The 17,055-nt window shown below is 38.5% G+C and carries 14 protein-coding genes and 1 pseudogene; 5 read left to right on the top strand and 10 right to left on the bottom strand.

Annotated features, from left to right (window positions below; translation table 11 throughout):
- Positions 1–165: 165 nt before the first annotated feature.
- From chrA to WBW42_RS08380, 4 genes and pseudogenes are all read right to left on the bottom strand, one after another.
- Positions 166–1,587 carry a chromate efflux transporter gene (chrA, locus tag WBW42_RS08365; protein WP_002040866.1) on the bottom strand — a complete coding sequence of 474 codons (1,422 nt, stop codon included), beginning with the start codon at positions 1,585–1,587 and terminating at the stop codon, positions 166–168.
- Positions 1,588–1,633: 46 nt separating this feature from the next.
- Complete coding sequence (locus WBW42_RS08370) at positions 1,634–2,572, bottom strand: chromate resistance protein ChrB domain-containing protein (protein WP_002065076.1); 939 nt, start codon at positions 2,570–2,572, stop codon at positions 1,634–1,636.
- 333 nt (positions 2,573–2,905) lie between these two features.
- Positions 2,906–3,784, bottom strand: coding sequence for a TIR domain-containing protein (locus WBW42_RS08375; RefSeq protein ID WP_000027438.1), 879 nt, complete (start codon positions 3,782–3,784; stop codon positions 2,906–2,908).
- Positions 3,785–3,856: 72 nt separating this feature from the next.
- Positions 3,857–4,213, bottom strand: a pseudogene (locus tag WBW42_RS08380) (tyrosine-type recombinase/integrase); the annotation flags it as partial.
- A gap of 685 nt (positions 4,214–4,898) precedes the next feature.
- Between WBW42_RS08380 and WBW42_RS08385 the strand changes: the two are divergent.
- Positions 4,899–5,777, top strand: coding sequence for a MetQ/NlpA family ABC transporter substrate-binding protein (locus WBW42_RS08385; protein WP_002118503.1), 879 nt, complete (start codon positions 4,899–4,901; stop codon positions 5,775–5,777).
- Positions 5,778–6,066: 289 nt separating this feature from the next.
- On the opposite strand, the gene WBW42_RS08390 is transcribed toward WBW42_RS08385, so the two are convergent.
- Together WBW42_RS08390 and WBW42_RS08395 are read right to left on the bottom strand one after the other, a co-directional pair.
- Positions 6,067–6,210: a phosphoglycerate mutase family protein gene (locus WBW42_RS08390; protein ID WP_080777163.1), complete on the bottom strand. Its 144-nt coding sequence runs from the start codon at positions 6,208–6,210 to the stop codon at positions 6,067–6,069.
- A 6-nt stretch (positions 6,211–6,216) separates the two neighbouring features.
- Positions 6,217–7,038: an ROK family protein gene (locus WBW42_RS08395; protein ID WP_032057650.1), complete on the bottom strand. Its 822-nt coding sequence runs from the start codon at positions 7,036–7,038 to the stop codon at positions 6,217–6,219.
- Positions 7,039–7,826: 788 nt separating this feature from the next.
- Here WBW42_RS08395 and WBW42_RS08400 point away from each other — a divergent pair.
- Positions 7,827–8,381: a TetR/AcrR family transcriptional regulator gene (locus WBW42_RS08400; protein WP_032057648.1), complete on the top strand. Its 555-nt coding sequence runs from the start codon at positions 7,827–7,829 to the stop codon at positions 8,379–8,381.
- Positions 8,382–8,521: 140 nt separating this feature from the next.
- Here the strand turns inward: WBW42_RS08400 and WBW42_RS08405 are convergent, their stop codons facing one another.
- Entirely contained in the window at positions 8,522–9,139 is a 618-nt protein-coding gene (locus WBW42_RS08405) for a TetR/AcrR family transcriptional regulator (RefSeq protein ID WP_032057647.1), read from the bottom strand.
- A 77-nt stretch (positions 9,140–9,216) separates the two neighbouring features.
- Here WBW42_RS08405 and adeD point away from each other — a divergent pair, with 77 nt between their 5' ends.
- Entirely contained in the window at positions 9,217–10,341 is a 1,125-nt protein-coding gene (gene adeD / locus WBW42_RS08410) for a multidrug efflux RND transporter periplasmic adaptor subunit AdeD (RefSeq protein WP_032057646.1), read from the top strand.
- A gap of 9 nt (positions 10,342–10,350) precedes the next feature.
- Positions 10,351–13,464, top strand: coding sequence for a multidrug efflux RND transporter permease subunit AdeE (gene adeE / locus WBW42_RS08415; RefSeq protein ID WP_032057644.1), 3,114 nt, complete (start codon positions 10,351–10,353; stop codon positions 13,462–13,464).
- 78 nt (positions 13,465–13,542) lie between these two features.
- Here the strand turns inward: adeE and WBW42_RS08420 are convergent, their stop codons facing one another.
- Both WBW42_RS08420 and WBW42_RS08425 read right to left on the bottom strand, forming a co-directional pair.
- Positions 13,543–14,148: a nitroreductase family protein gene (locus WBW42_RS08420; protein ID WP_032057642.1), complete on the bottom strand. Its 606-nt coding sequence runs from the start codon at positions 14,146–14,148 to the stop codon at positions 13,543–13,545.
- A gap of 37 nt (positions 14,149–14,185) precedes the next feature.
- The gene (locus WBW42_RS08425) at positions 14,186–14,968 is read right to left on the bottom strand and encodes an SDR family NAD(P)-dependent oxidoreductase (RefSeq protein ID WP_032057641.1); all 783 of its coding nucleotides are present in this window, start codon (positions 14,966–14,968) and stop codon (positions 14,186–14,188) included.
- Between the two features lie 121 nt (positions 14,969–15,089).
- Here WBW42_RS08425 and WBW42_RS08430 point away from each other — a divergent pair, with 121 nt between their 5' ends.
- Positions 15,090–15,656 carry a TetR/AcrR family transcriptional regulator gene (locus WBW42_RS08430; RefSeq protein ID WP_032057639.1) on the top strand — a complete coding sequence of 189 codons (567 nt, stop codon included), beginning with the start codon at positions 15,090–15,092 and terminating at the stop codon, positions 15,654–15,656.
- Here the strand turns inward: WBW42_RS08430 and WBW42_RS08435 are convergent.
- Positions 15,653–16,810: a glycerate kinase gene (locus WBW42_RS08435; protein WP_032057638.1), complete on the bottom strand. Its 1,158-nt coding sequence runs from the start codon at positions 16,808–16,810 to the stop codon at positions 15,653–15,655. The genes WBW42_RS08430 and WBW42_RS08435 overlap by 4 nt on opposite strands.
- Positions 16,811–17,055 lie beyond the last annotated feature (245 nt).

Consider the following 17,055-nt stretch of genomic DNA (forward strand, 5'->3'; position numbering starts at 1 on the left):
CAGATGAGTTTTACTATGACCAGCTACCACAACAAAATAAGGTAGCTTAACTAGAGCAGAGTATCACTTATAAATAAGCTTTTAGTTGTTCAAACATGTGGGACCACCTCTGTTTTAGTTGGACAAATAAGTCCAACTAAAACATTTTTATATAGTTATAAGTGATTAGCCGCTTATCCCGAAAAAGTGAAGAATAATTCCTATAGCGCAGCAACCAGCTAAAGTAGTCATCATTCCAAGTTTGAAACGGAATAAAGCAAGCATAGCTATGATTGATAACATTAGTGACCATGGGTTAATGCTGGATAAAACTGGAACTTGTAAAACCATTCCATATTTATGAATTACATTAACTTCAGCAAATAATGTATGTAATGCAAACCACACTGATAGATTAAGGATCACTCCAACAACAGCTGCTGTAATTGTCGAAAGTATGGCATTTAAAGCCTTATTATTTCTTAATGCTTCAATATATGGAGCACCAATAAAAATGAATAGAAAAGAGGGTACAAATGTTACCCATTTCGCTAATATACCTCCAAGAGTACCAGCCAAGGCAGGATTCAATGATCCTGGGTCTCGATACGCTGCCATAAAGCCTACAAACTGAACTACACTAATCAGGGGGCCAGGGGTGGTTTCAGCCATACCAAGTCCGATCAGCATTTCACTAGGTTTAAGCCAATGGAAGTTTTCGACGGCTTGCTGTGCAACATAAGATAAAATTGCATAAGCACCACCAAACGTAAGTACGGACATTTTGCTGAAGAATAGAGCGATATGCGTATAAACATTATCTTTGCCCATTAAAGTAATAAAAGCTATAAGTGGGCCGAGCCATAAGACCAAACCAATGAGAGTAATTTTTAGAGCTCTTGTATGGGAAGGTTGTACATGCTCTGGGATCTGCTTAGCAAAAGCAGCATCAATAGCTGCTAATGAAGCATTAGAGCTATTAGCGTCAGAATGAGATGAGGAGGCGTTAAATGCTTTACTTCCACTTTTATTTCCGATGTAACCGATAAGCGCAGCAACTAAAATAATAAATGGAAAAGGCAAAGCAAAGATAAAGATGCCGATAAATGACAAGATAGCGACAATGACCATCACCTTGTTTTTTAAGGCTCGACGACCTACACGCATGACAGCTTCAAGAACTACTGCAAGTACGGCTGCTTTTAATCCAAAGAATAATGCTTGAACAATACTAATCTGACCATAACTTGCATAAATCCAGCTTAGTATTCCTAATGCAAGTAGACCCGGTAAAATAAAGAGAGTACCCGCAACGAGTCCGCCACGTGTTCGGTGTAATAACCAACCTATGTATACAGCCAACTTATGTGCTTCAGGACCAGGAACAAGTGTACAGTAATTTAAGGCATGTAAAAAACGCGTTTCACTAATCCATTGTTTCTCTTCAACTAAAATTTTATGCATTACTGCGATTTGCCCCGCAGGTCCACCAAAGCTAAGCGCAGCTACTTTAAGCCATACCCAAAAAGCTTCACGAAATGAAACACCATGAAGTTCATGTGGGGGAATGCTTTCAGCTAAAGCAGTGGAATCTTCATTTGTATTCATTGCTATTTCACCTAAATTTTTGAAATTTAAAAAGTATTTGATGCGTTTAATCATTCAGTACAGAGCTATTTTTATTAAAGCTAGACAATAGGCCATTAAAGATTGCATTTGATGCGACTAATAATTGGTCATCATCTGTAATGTTTTCATGTATTCCTGCAAAGACGGTTTCTATGCCTGAAGCTTCGGGTGGCTCAATCCCGCCAATATCAAGATAGTGGACAATCTCTGCAATTTTTTTCAAAGCAGGTGTTTCTAAATTAAAACTATGTAAAAGAACTTCGAAGGTAACCCAGTGATTGATATGACTGAAAGCTGCACCATCAAAATCGAATCCTAAAGCTTCTTCTGGACATTCACTTGGTGTTTCTAACCAAATAAATGTAGGAGTTGAATCAATAAAAGTCTTGATTAGCCATGCAGAGGCTAGACGATCAATCCAAGGTCTCTTACGAGTTGCCCATATTTTGTTTTGATAACTATTTTTATCTAGAAGTTGAATATGTGCTTGTATTGCTTGAGGCTCATTCACTTCACCAAGTCGAGCTATTGAAAGCTCTAAAGCAGAAAGTTCATTTAGTACCTGTGCTTGAGTCTCATCGGGGTAATAGTCAATTTCTACGAGTGCATCGATACTTTTTCTTAATTTACGGATTTGCTTGAGCAGCTCTTTCTTTTCATCTTTAGATTGACGATCTCTTAACTCAGAGAGTTGTTTATAGAGGACATCGTATTCTTCTTTTCGACTGAAGAAAGGAGCTAATTCAAGGTTTAAAGGCTGCTCCGCATGGAATACATACGCAGAGCCTTGCTCTGAAATAACGTCACTTGCAATAGGATCAAATTTCTCGCTATGAGAAATGGGAAGTAAATACACACCATCTCTAAGGATTGCGGCTCCACTTGCTTTAAGAGAACGCCATACTCTCATACGTGTAGATGTGTTCTGTGTAGGCAAAGAGGATATGAGTAAAGATATTTTCATGTTGTATACTCAACTTATTTGTTAAATATATAACATTAATTTGGCTTGGATACAAATATGAAGAATCGATTTCTTATATCAAAAGAAATATTAAAGGGCGGAAATGGCTAAAGAAGAATTTTTTAAGTTTTTGATTTTATATAAATTATTTGGTTTTATTGTTTCAATATACATCAATATTTGTGAATTCAGTATTACTCATCACAAAAAAAATTGTTTTAGTTATAATTAAATTATTGATTGTAAAGTGTCTAAATTGTAGGGTGTTCAAAAGTTGACTGAGAATTAGGTTATTTGTAAATCTCAGTCAAAATTTTAATTTTTAGAAGGCGCTTATCGATTTAAGATAACATCAGCTAATTGATGGGCAATTTCCTCAATACTATTTACAGAAGTATTTAAGGCGACTTTATCGGCTAAATTCGGACTATAATCTAAAACGTCATTTTTAGTAATTTTGTGCCAAATCGGTAAAATCATTTTATGGCCATTCATTTCTCGAGCTACTAAGCCATCAAGTTCATAGTTGGTCCAGTCTTTCTTAATAAAGTCAGTTGAAAGAACAACGGTACCGTATTTAGAGTTTCGGAGACCACTATCAATTTTTTGACGTAAACTGTCCCCAACTTTTAACGTGAATTCATCGTACCAAACGTTTACTCCAAGTTGCTGTAATGTCTCTGCAAGCGGTCTGACAAAATCTTCTTTATCTTCTGAAGCGTGTGAAATAAACAAATCATATTCTGGTTCCGTCTCAGGTATTGTATTGTTGTAAGATGATATTGAAACATCAGTAATATATTGGGTAGAAGCTTTAATAGCATCAATTTCACGTTTCAGCTTCTTTTGATGTTCAATTTCGTCTTTCTGCTGTTTTTTAGTCAGGACCTCTAATTTTTTTCTTTCCAGTATTTCTTCTTTTATAAGGTTCTGCTTTTCTTTCAGCAGCTTATTATCAATATCAATCTTTTTCTTTTGTAAGTCTGAAAGTTTTGATTGTATACGAGCGTTTTCTTGTTCTTTCCTACTAATTTCTGATAACTTTGTTTTTAATGTAGAGGGGCTAGTTGTCTTCCCGATAGAATTTTGAATTTGTAAAATTTTAGAAATTATATCAGCTCCCTTTTTCTGCTCTAAGCTCATTCGATGAGTAATATCTGCTAACTCCTTATTTAACCTTGTTATGGTACTGCTTATAGTTTGTATTGACATGTTGGCTCTATGATAAATATAAAGGGTAAGATTATTATTTGGTTAGGCGAAATACAAGGTTTATGTGTTACATCACTCTGTAAGCGTAGAGCAGTGCTCTGCCCAATCTGCCATTAATTCTTTACGTTTATCTAGATAATCTCCACGCAAGTAAGAAGCTTCAACTTTATCTGGTAGTTTGTGCGCTAATACATGTTCACAGACTTCACGCGCATAATTAGTTTTTTCCGCAGACCAGTCACGAAAAGTAGACCGAAAGCCATGTGTGGTAATTATACGATTCTGTTTTGGATCAATATAGCCTAAGCCATTTTTTAGTTCTTGTTCATGCATACGCTTGATTAGTGTAGTCAATGGCATGTCGGAAAGCATTTCACCACTACGTGGGGCGGGGAATATAAAATCTTCTAATTGAATATATTCTCGAATGAACTCTTAATTGAGGTAAAATTACATGAACTGTCTTAGAATGGGTAGTTTAAGATGATTTGTAATTTACAATCATTAGCTTACTAAGCAAGAATAGTGTCAGGTGAATGAAATATAAACAAATGATTGGTTGAAATTTTATTGTAGTAAAAATAACAGTAAAAAACTAAAATTAAATTATTTTTTGTATGTTTATCAGTGGTTTGGTTGTTTAATTTGACTAACACCGCTTCCGCCAGATTCTTAAAAAGCCCTTGTTAATGACAAGGGCTTTTTTTTTATACCTAGTGTCTACATTACAGTAAGATTTAGCTTAAATACTGCTAATAAATCCTGAAAATTTCATATAAATCAAACAAGTATATATTTTAATCAAAATTACTATATTTATATAATATATTTTTTATTTTCAATATCTTACCAATTAAGCTTCTATATATCAGAATCGAACAAGTTATTTGTAGAATATTCATTTATTGATATATGATGAGCCAATATTTAGAAACTGTTTCAAAACATAATTCTATTGTTCAGCGAGCAAGTTCAAGGAAGGAATGATGCTGAATTCAGTTTTCTAAACCCGATATCAGGAAATTATTTCCGCCCCAAAATTGTATTTTGACCCATTGGTTGGCAATGCCTGACTCTTTTGAAAGATAGGCGTTTCCTATTTTAGGATGTATCTATGAAAAAATTATTTAGTGTTCTGTTCAGCGCATCTGTTCTAACACTGACTGCATGTAATAAAGAACCTGCAAAAACTGAAAATACAGCATCAGCTAAAGACAAAACTGAGTCAGTTCGAACTATTAAATTGGTTTCAACAGGTTCAGACACTGACGTATGGAAATACGTTGCAACGCTTCCTGAAACTGCTCAAGCGGGCATTAAACTCGAAGTGACTAACCTGACTGACTATGTTGTATTGAATACATCTGTAGCAAGTGGCGAACAAGACGTAAATGCGTTCCAGTCATTTAACTATTTGGCAGCTTATAACTCTTCAAATACAGCTAAAGTTGCTGCTGTTGCGACAACTTATCTAGAGCCAATGGGTATTTATGCAAATAAAGTTAAATCTGTTGAAGAGTTCCCACAAGGCGCGACTATCGCGATTCCAAACGACACTGCTAACGAAGCGCGTGCTTTAACATTATTACAGTCTGCTAAACTGATTAAACTCAAACCAGACTTTGATCCTGTAAAAGGGACGACCAATGACGTCGTTGAAAACCCTAAAAACTTACAATTAAAACCAATTCAAATGACTACAGCAGTTCGTGTTAAAAACGATGTAGACGCAATTGTGTTGGGTAATACATTGGCACTTGAGGGTGGCCTCAATGTAATGAAAGATTCTATCTTCCGTGAGCCTATTGACCAGTCTACAAAGCTTTATGTGAATTTGTTGGGTGTTGCTGAAGCGAACAAAAACGACCCGATCTATACAAAACTTGGCGAACTTTACCACTTACCTAAAGTTCAAAAGTTTGTGAGCGAAAAATTCGGTGGCACAAAAGTTGAAGTGAACAAGCCTGTTTCTGAATTTGCAGACATCAAATAAGTAATTTTTAATTTAAAATTATTTTTAAAAGCTAAGTCTCGGTGATGGGGCTTGGCTTTTGTTTTATTTATTTTTAAATTATTTCCTAAAATCTACAATACAGCTTATACGAAATTTATCAGTTCAATAAGTAAAAATCTGAGTATTTCTAATCGGCTGATTTATCAAGTTGAATCTAAATTGCCGCATCAACTCTTTGGATAACGGCTTAGGTTGCTTTATTTGCATCATCAAAAGTTGTAAAAACTGTCCGTGGCTAAACATAGCCAAATTCTTTTGGACATAATTTTCAGTTAGTGCTTTTAGGTAGTTGTGAACAGAGTGCTTGAGCTTGTTTATGCCTATGTTCACTTAAAGTAATCAAAGCATGCGAAAGGGTTTTTCCATTAATATTGGCTTCACTCTCAGCATGCCGGATCAGAAAGATACTCATATTATTTTATTGTTCAATTGCACGTATAGCACCTAAAGCGGCTACTTTTCTTCCCGCTTTTACTTTTGATATGTCGCAATCTTGCCAAAGCTCAGGAAGGCAGTTTTCTTTAGCAGACTTTAAAGCCGCGTCTAAATAACCGGGTAATTCTATTGTTCCTCCTCCTATTACTAATTGCGATGGATTTAAAAGATTAATAACAGTTGCTATTCCAAGACCGAAAGCAGTACCTGCCTCTTTTATAACAGTTAAAGTTGTTTGATCTCCATTGTTAGCCATTAATGCTAGATTAGATGGACTGAGTGCACATTGCTTTGTAATTGCTGAGCCACTTGCAACTTCATCTAGACGCTTAATTCCTTCATTACTTTTTACTGGTAAGTAACCTAGCTCACCAGCCCAACCACTAGCTCCCAGTAAGGGTTTTCCATTTATTATGAATGCAGCCCCAATACCCGTACCAATCATAATAATGCCGCTTGCGAGATGAGACGAGGAATCATTTAGTTCCGCATGCATGGCAGCTTTTACATCATTTAAGATAATTGTTTTACTACATAATAATTTTAATGCTTCATTTCCTTGCCAACCTATAAATGCAGGGAGGACATCACAATTAACAATGTGCCCATATTCGTTAACTAGACCCGGCACTGCTAGGCTTATACGTTCGGGTTTAATTCCATGTTTTAAAATAAAAGATTGTAGGTGTGATATTAATTCTTCTGGGGTGAATGAAATTCCTGTACTAAATATCTCCTCAATTTCATCACATAATATTAATAATTTAGTACCTCCAAGATCTACACCAATTTTCTGTCTGTTCATCCCATGCCTTATGTAAAAATCATTTTTTTAAATTCTATCTCGTCTAGAGGATAGTGTTTTTATAATTATCAGTGTTTGTGTAATAACTTTTAAATTTAATTCAAATGAAGATCTATCATTTTCCTTACACTGAATAGTCGTGTAAACATAACAAATAGTTGTTTACTAATTTTTCTGTTTTTATGCCTTTATAAACCCCCATTTAACAATAATCATCTTATTATTTATCCTTACTTTTTAATGATCTATTTTAAAACAAATGTCATTTTGTGTGCTTGACTGCAAAAGGGTTGAGCACTATTCTTTGCCTGCTGGCCTACATTGCCAGTCGGTCGTCGCAGACCGCATAATAACTCCCGCATCAGAGCCATTCCTTCTGAGGAATACTCATATGTGGTAGCAACTCGTTCCTTTCCCGTAGCGGTAGGACGGGAGAGGGACACCTACGGGTGTGCTAGTTTGAGTTATTACTAGTCTGCGAACCCTTTCTCGTTCTGCCACCATAATTCTATAAATGTCTGGCGGAACTCCCAATAAAAAGGAGTTGGCTTTGCACATCCATTATTTCTTGGCAGCCTTTGCCAAAGTCTATATCGACACGACTTAAATCTATAAGCAGCTTGATAGCGATTAGCGCTTTCTGGCTTTAATTCGTCGCGACCAAAAACTTAATCAACAATAAAACTTGAGATGTGCCACGCACAGTCTTAACGGCTTTGCTATGCCTTTTTTTCTCCCAAAAAAGTATCTCGTTTACATACAACAAGAATTTTTATAACGGTAAAACTATGCCAAATTTAGTGATCTCCCCACGTGCCATACAAGTCGTAAATAAATCAATTAATCTGTTTCACAACCACGGATTTTATACAGTTGGAGTCGATAGAATTGTGAAAGAATCTCAAATTCCAAAAGCGACTTTTTATCATTATTTTCACTCTAAAGAACGGTTCATTGAAATTTGCATGATCGTGCAAAAAGAACGTTTAAAAGAAAAAGTAGTTTCAATGGTTGAGTACACCAGTCAAACAAGTGTGATGGATAAACTTAAGAAACTTTATGTCTTACATACCGATTTGGAGGGGCTTTACTATCTATTATTTAAAGCAATTTTTGAGACCAAACTGACCTATCCAAAAGCCTATATAACCGCAATGAGATATAGAACATGGTTGCTTAATGAAATCTATAGTCAGTTAATAAAACTAAAAAAAGATGTTTCCTTTCAGGACGCCAAATTATTTTTATATATGATTGAGGGGACTATTATTCAGCTTTTAAGCTCGGGTCAAGTAGGGGATAGAGAGATGATATTAGAATGTTTTTTGAAGCAGTTTAAATAAAGTGAGTAAAGCAAGAATATTCCTGCTAAATCTGCTTAAATGAGTTTGCTAGATGTTTCTTCAAGCCATTAATAATTGATACGATGTTTAAATGCCTAATTTAAAAAGCCCTTTTTGTCATAAGGGCTTTTGTTGTGGGGCTATTCTTTATATTGCCATGCTTTTAAAAAGGTTTGGCAAACTTCTTGGTTTAACCGCTGTAGTTCTTCTGGAGTTGGAATATTTCCACTAATCAACGTAGCTGGATATGCATATCCCATCACCGCACCGAGGAAAGCCTTTGTTGCTTCCTCTGGCTGATCAATTTTGACTATGCCAGCATTGTGTGCAGTTGCAAGAATATCGATTAAGGACCTTTTAATATTACCTTGAGTACGTTGCTGAATTTTAGGAAGAATTTCTTTCATTTCAACTAAGGCAATAATCAGCAATCTTTGCAGGCGAATGACGTCAATATGATAAAAATGATTTTGTACAGACTGCCCAATTTCTAACAGTAACTGATCTAGACGCTTATCTTTCAATTCATGCTGCTCAATGAAAGGTGCTTCCATTTCTGCTTTTAAATGATCAAAGACTTCAATGAGTAACGCTGTCTTGGTCGGGAAGTGGTTATATAAAGTTTGTCGATTTGTACCGGCTTTCGTGGCAACAGCCTCTAAACGGACTTCTAATCCATGCTCAAGAAATAGTTCGCGTGCTGCAGCAATGATAGTAGGGCGAATTCGAGAGGGACGACCTGGAGATTTTTTAAACATATCGGTTTTCTTGCACATCTTATTTATTTACTTTACAGTAAAGTAAATAAATTGTCTATAAGTCTGGGGTCCCAGATATGCTTGATCTAAGTTTTAATTACCGTAAGTTTATATATTTATTGCCTTTATTTGTTTTTTTAAATGGATGTGATTCTGATCAGCCTGCCCCTAAAAATATTCAGCAGGTGGGTACGATCACTATAAAACCAGAGACGATCGAATCTACCTATCAATTGGCTGGTAGAACGGTGGCCTCTGAAATTTCTCAGGTCCGTCCACAAGTCAATGGAGTAGTAATAGAGCAATTATTTAAAGAAGGCACACAAGTAAACAAAGGGCAGCCACTTTATAAAATTGATTCATCACTCTATCGGGATAGCGTTGACGAGGCCGCTGGTAATCTTGCATTAGCAAAAGCCACTGTAAATTCGACTCGCCTTCAAGCCGAGCGTTATAAAGAATTAATTAAAGTAAATGGGGTGAGTCAACAAGAGTTTGATAATGCTCAAAGTGCATATGAGCAAGCGAAAGCGACTGTTGCCGTAAATGAAGCTGTACTGAAAACAGCACGAACCAATTTACGTTATACACAAGTTAGTGCACCAATTTCAGGACGAATAGGGCGTTCATCTATTACACGTGGGGCTTTAGTCACCTCTGCTCAAACAGATCCTTTAGCAACGATTCAAAAACTGGACCCCATGTATGTCGATTTGACTCAATCGAGTGATGAATACATGGCACTGCGTAAACAGCTTACTGAAAATGGAATAAAACCGACTGAACTTTCAGTACGTTTGAAGCTTGAGAATGGCACTGTCTATGCAGAACAGGGGACTTTTAAGTTTAGTGATGTTGCTGTAGATGAGGCGACAGGAAGTGTCACCTTACGTGCAGCATTTCCCAATCCCAATAATGCGTTATTGCCCGGCCTGTATGTGCGGGCAGAACTTGGAACGGGAACACGTCCTAACAGCGTCTTAATTCCTCAAGGTGCGCTGTTCCGAGACGCAGAAGGAAATCCACTTGTTTGGATTGTTGGAAAACATAATAAAGCCGAGCAACGAAAAATTACTCTAGGCGATGCAATTGATAATCGTTGGTTAGTGACCTCTGGCTTGAAAGCAGGAGATCAAGTCATTGTTGAGGGTCTGCAAGGCTTAAGTGCCGGCATGACGATTGAATCTACCCCAATGAGTTGAGGATTGCGTATGTTGTCGAGTTTTTTTATTGCACGACCTATTTTTGCTTGGGTCTTCTCTATTTGTATTATGGCATTGGGGACGATTTCGATTTTAACGTTACCCATTGAGCAATATCCTGACATTGCACCACCGGGTGTAAATGTTACTGCAAACTATCCGGGAGCATCTGCCAAAACTGTTGAAGACAGTGTTACCCAGATTTTGGAGCAACAAATTAAAGGGATTGATGGTCTACTTTATTTTTCATCGAGTAGTAGTTCGGCGGGTCAAGCACGGATAAGTCTTAGTTTTGATCAGAATACCAATCCTGACACTGCTCAGGTGCAGGTGCAAAATGCTGTGAATCAGGCACTGAGTCGATTGCCTCAAGAGGTTCAGCAGCAAGGGATTACTGTGACAAAGTCACAAGGCGATAGTTTACTGGTCTTTGCGCTTTACGATGAAAGTGGGACTAGATCTTCTGTCGACATATCTGACTATATGGTGAGTACACTTCAAGACCCATTAAGTCGGGTCGATGGAGTGGGTGAAATCACTGTATTTGGTGCTCAATATGCAATGTGTATCTGGCTTGATCCTCATAAATTAAACAGTTATGGATTAATGCCATCAGATGTCAGAACTGCAATTGAAGCACAAAACACTCAAATTACAGCGGGAGAGTTGGGCGCATTACCCACGCGTGATGGGCAGGCTCTAAATGCAACAGTAACAGCATTATCTCGGTTACAAACCGTGAGCCAATTTGAAAATATTATTTTGCGCACACAAACAAATGGTGCGGTTGTATTACTTAAAGATGTTGCCCGAGTCGAGCGTGGTGCAGAGAGTTATCAGACTTCTACACGTCTGAATGGAAAGTCAGCTTCAGGTATGTCTATTCAGCTTGCATCTGGTGCCAATGCATTAGAAACGGCTGAACGAGTTAAAGCAGAAGTCACACGGTTAACTGCCTCTATGCCAGCGGGTTTAAAAGTTGCATACCCACGCGACAGTACGCCATTTGTAGAAGCTTCGGTAAATGGGGTGATTAAAACTTTAGCTGAAGCGATTGTTCTCGTCATTATTGTCATGTTCTTATTTTTGCAGAGCTGGCGTGCGACTTTAATTCCGGCAATTGCAGTTCCGGTCGTATTGTTAGGTACATTTGGTGTGTTGAGCGTACTTGGCTATAGCATTAATACACTGACTTTGTTTGCGATGGTACTCGCAATTGGTTTACTGGTTGATGACGCGATTGTCGTTGTAGAAAATGTCGAGCGGGTTATGCATGAGCAAAATCTTGATGCTCGGCAAGCCACCCTAATTTCAATGCAGGAGATATCAGGTGCGCTCGTGGGTATTGCCATGGTACTCGCAGCGGTATTTTTACCTATGGCATTTTTTGGTGGTTCTGTCGGGATTATCTATCGCCAGTTCTCGGTAACGCTCGTATCGGCTATGGTACTTTCTGCAATTGTTGCTTTAACACTTTCACCTGCGCTATGTGCAACATTACTCAAACCTGCAAATGAAAAACATAAGCAGAGAAAATTCTTTACTTGGTTCAATCGTAAAGTCGAACAAGGGCAGTCAGGCTACCGCACAAAGCTAGTTGCTGTTTTAGGTAAACCCAAAGTCTTTATGGTCATATTCGTAGGTATTACAGCTTTGTTAGGTTGGCAATATACGCGTATGAATACAGGTTTTTTACCCCAAGAAGACCAAGGCTCGGTTATGGTTCAATTTAGTACGCCTGTAGGCACGACACTAGCTGAAACAGAGCGGGTTGGCAACCAGATTGCAGACTACTTTTTGACGAAAGAAAAGAATAATCTCAATGTGATTTTCATGGTGATGGGTAGAAATAACGCAGGCAGTGGGCAAAATGTGGGAATGGCATTTGCCGGACTCAAACATTGGGATGACCGAGAAGGTAGTGAAAATACAGCCGAAGCTGTGATTGCTCGTGCAAATGCACATTTTAAGTCACTACGTAACGCACGTGTTCAGGTACTTTCACCTGCTGCTGTAAGAGGCCTTGGGCAATCTAGTGGCTTTGAATTTTGGTTGCAAGATGCTGAAAATAAAGGACGAGATGCTTTACTCGCAGCACAAAATGATGTGTTAAAAGGAGCAAATGCTGATTCTGGCCTAGCTGCAGTACGTTTGAATAGCTTAGAAGATAAAGCCCAGTTACAAGTCAATATCGATCAAAGAAAAGCCAGTGCTCTTGGATTAGCCCAAGCAGATATTAGTAATACGCTGTCATTGGCGTGGGGCGGATCTTATATTAACGATTTCATAGATCAGGGACGTGTTAAGCGAGTTTATTTACAAGGAGAGGCAATCTATCGTTCCTTACCCCAAGATATTGGGCAATGGTATGTTCGCGGTGCTACTGGTGAGATGACGCCATTTTCTAGCTTCTCTTCTGTGAAATGGCAGATGGGCCCTCAAATGCTGCAACGCTTTAACGGTCTTTCAGCCGTTCAAATACAAGGCTCTGCGGCAGCAGGTGAGAGTTCTGGTGGGGCTATGGATAAGATGCAGCAGTTAGTTGACCAGCAACAAGGTTTTAATCTTCAGTGGAGTGGGTTGTCTTATCAAGAGAAACTAGCGGGTGGCCAAACGATCTGGTTATATTTAGCCTCAATCATCTTTATCTTTTTATGTTTGGCAGCACTTTATGAAAGTTGGTCTATTCCTGTCTCTGTCATGCTAGTGATTCCTTTAGGTCTTATTGGGGCTGTAGTGGCTGCAAGTCTGGCAGGTTTTGTTAACGATATTTACTTTCAGGTCGCTATGCTTACCACCATTGGGCTTTCTGCCAAAAATGCCATTTTGATTGTTGAATTTGCGGCAGCCAAGTTAGAGGCTGGTCAGGCATTAATGGACGCTATTATTGAAGGTGCTGGTCAGCGATTACGGCCAATTATTATGACATCTCTGGCTTTTGTTGCAGGTGTTCTTCCATTGGCTGTATCTACAGGAGCAGGGGCTGTTAGCCGAAAAGAAATTGGTATCGCCGTAACTGGTGGGATGATTTCGGGAACTCTACTTTCTATTTTCTTTGTGCCTTTATTTTTTCTTTTAGTTCGTCGTTTAACCAATAAGTTAAACACCAAAAAGGCAAAATGATTTTACAAAACAGAATGTCATTAACAATTAGGCCCTCATGCTATAAATAGCATGAGGGCCTAAAATCTGACTAAAAACTTAGAATGTATTTTGAATAATGACATCGTCGTAAGGAAGTTTGCCCACGCGTGGGTAAGGCTCGGAAGCCGACTTACCAACAGCAATCATTAAACACACCACATGGTCTTCAGGTAAGTTAATGAGCTTCGCCATCGCGTCAAAGTCAAAACCATCCATTGGGCAACTGTCTAAACCATGCTCTTGAGCAAGAAGCATCAAGGTTTGAGCAAAAATACCTGCACTACGCATAACTTCGTCACGTTGGGTTTGTGGACGGTCACGGTAATATTGGTCAATTGCGCCCGCCATAATATTTTGTACTTCTGGAGTCGCGCCATCCCACACACGCTTAGCATCAACTTCCCATGTATTTACTTTTGCACACAACACAATTAGTAATGATGATTCTGTAACTTGTGGTTGATCCCAGGCAATGGTGCGAATTTTTTGTCTTAACTCAGTATCTTCAATGATGACTGGACGCCAATGTTGTAAGTTAAAAGCGCTTGGCGCATTTGCTAAAACTTCTTGTAATAACTGCTTTTTGTTATCGTCAGAAAGTTGAAAAGCAGGGTCGAAGCGTTTAACTGCGCGGCGGTTACGGATGGCATCAATAACATTCATAAGATTTTCCTACTTAAGAGTTGGGTAGCGGTACTCGTTAGTTTTTATAACGTTGGGCTACATCAGCCGAAGAAAAGTTTGGTAGTAATGTGATACGTGATTTTTCAAAATTATTCCATTGATTTTCGTCTTTCAGCACAGGAATTGTGATTGTTTCTTTACGGTCAAAGCCAATCAGGGCTGCATCGACCAAATCATTGACATCCATTAATGGTGGAACTTGGCTTAAGTCGATGCCAGAACGTTCCCAAATTTCGGTTTTAGTAGCAGAAGGCAATACGGCTTGAACATGCACGCCATGATCTTTTAATTCTAAATATAAGCCTTGGCTAAAAAATTGGATGAAAGATTTACTTGCGCCATAAATGGTAGAACCTAATTCAGGGGCTAATCCAAGCACAGAACCTAAATTAATAATGGCACCTTGACCTTTATGTCTAAGTGATTGCGAAATTGCATGAGACAAACGAACAACCGCAGTCATATTTAAAGTAATGAGTTTTTCAATATCTTTAATATTTTGAGTTAAAAAGGTTCCGTTTAGTGCAATGCCTGCGTTATTTACCAAAATTTCAATATCAGCATCGTTTTTGAGTACATCTTCAATTTTACTAATGTCTTGATCGTTTGATAGATCGGCTTGAATGAACTCGACTTGTACGCCGTATTTTTCTTGAAGATCTTTTGAGATTTTATCTAGGCGGTTTGTGTCTCGTGCAACCAAGATTAAGTTATGGCCACGTTGAGCAAATCGGTCTGCATAGACAGAACCAATTCCTGACGAAGCTCCTGTAATAAGTACTTTTGATTGAGCTGACATGTGATGTCTCCACGCTTTGATTTTTAGATGATGTTCATAATCTAAAACATACAAGTTTTGATGTCAATCATAATCAATGTATAATTGTGACGAATAGGTGAATAAAAGTGGGTAGGCCAACATGAAAGTCAGTAAAACTCAGGTAAAAGAAAACCGAGAAAAAATTGTCGATAAGGCGACTCAACTGTTTCGTAGCAAAGGCTACGACGGCGTCGGCATTGCTGAATTAATGTCTAGCGCAGGCTTTACTCATGGCGGCTTTTATAAACATTTCAGCTCTAAAACAGACCTTGTCTCAATTACCGTTAAACATGGACTTGAGCAGGTTTTAAAAAGAATAGAAGGTTTAAACTTAACTCAATTTATTCAGCTTTATGTGTCTCGTACTCATCGAGACAACCGAGATTTGGGCTGCACCTTAACAGCGCTATCTTGTGATGCCGCAAGACAGCCAGACGAAGTAAAAGTCGAATTTGAAGAGGGCATTGAGCAACTTATTCAGTTCATTATGAATGAACGAGCAAAACAAGTTTCTTTAGAAACAGAAGAGTTGAGAAAGCAAGCCATCAATATTCTTGCTCAATCTGTGGGGGCAATTGCCTTGTCTCGCGCATGCCCAGACCAATCTGTGCTTAGCGATGAAATATTGGAAAGCTGTAAAGAGAGTCTTTTAAAGTTAGGCGGTTAAACTTTTTTATCTCTCAAACTGGTTTGGCTAAGCTGAATTAACCTCGCAATATCGACTGTTCTTTCATAAATAAGTTTGGCTGCATGTTCACAGGCTTGTTCTAATGTGATGGGACCATTAGTTAGCGAAAAAGCAGCCGTAACGCCATGCTCATAAAGTGCTTGATAGCCTTGGCCTAAAGTTCCTGCAATCACAATGGCCGGAACGTCATGTGCTTTAGCAATTTGGCTTACCCCAAAAACTGTTTTGCCGCTTAAGGTTTGCTGGTCAAATTTACCTTCACCGGTAATCACCCAATCTGCGTTAGAAATTTTATGCTCAAGCTGATTCAGTTCAGCCACGACTTTAACTCCAGCTTTAAAGTCGGCATTTAAATAACTTTTGGCCGCAAAGCCCAAACCACCAGCAGCACCAGAACCTGCTTCCTCTCGTTTGTCGAAACCTAAAAGTTGCGCAGAGACATCGGCAAAATGAGCAAGCGCTGCATCAAGCATTTGTACTTGAGCAGGAGAAGCCCCTTTTTGTGGACCAAAAATATGTGATGCGCCGTTTGGACCGCAAAGTGGATTGGTCACATCGGCAGCCAGTAAAAACCGCGTGTGCTGAATACGTGAGTCGAAATGTGTTAAATCAATTTTTGATAGGTTACTTAGAGCGAGACCACCTGTGGGTAAAACCTTTTGGTTGGCATCGAGCAAAACAGCACCTAAAGCACTCAGTAATCCTGTGCCGCCATCGTTGGTCGCACTACCGCCCACAGTTAAAATAATGTCTTTTGCACCTGCGTCTAAAGCATCCAGAATGAGCTGGCCTGTTCCAAACGTTGTGCTGTGGCAAGCATCACGCTCAGCCAGTGGAACTAACTGTATGCCGCTGGCTTGAGCCATTTCAATGATGGCGATTTTTTGTTTTTCTAACCATCCCCATTTGGCTTGAACAGGCTGACCTAATGGCCCAACCACAGTTTTTTCACGCCATTGACCATCGCAGACTTCTAAAACAGCTTCAATGGTTCCTTCACCGCCATCTGCCATAGGGCATAAAATCGTTTCTGCATGAGGAAAAACTTCTTGCCATCCTTTGGCAATGGCCTGAGCTACGTTTAAAGCAGATAAGCTGTCTTTAAATGAATCAGGGGCGATCACAACCTTCATAAGTGCTCTAATGTGGATAGATTTTTAATTGTTTTATACTGCTTAGTCCCAAAAAACCATACATAAAGACATGTAAGCATCAATTTTAAAGAGTTTCTCTTCTGTTAAGAATGAAAACTAATAATGTTTTGATCTGTAAAAGGCGGAGTTTCTATCTTTTTAACTCATTGTTTTATATATTTTTCTATAAATAGCGTGGTTGGCTTGAATGATTGTAATTGTAAAAAATATGGCACATATTATAA

The organism is Acinetobacter sp. LT1 (assembly GCF_059800965.1).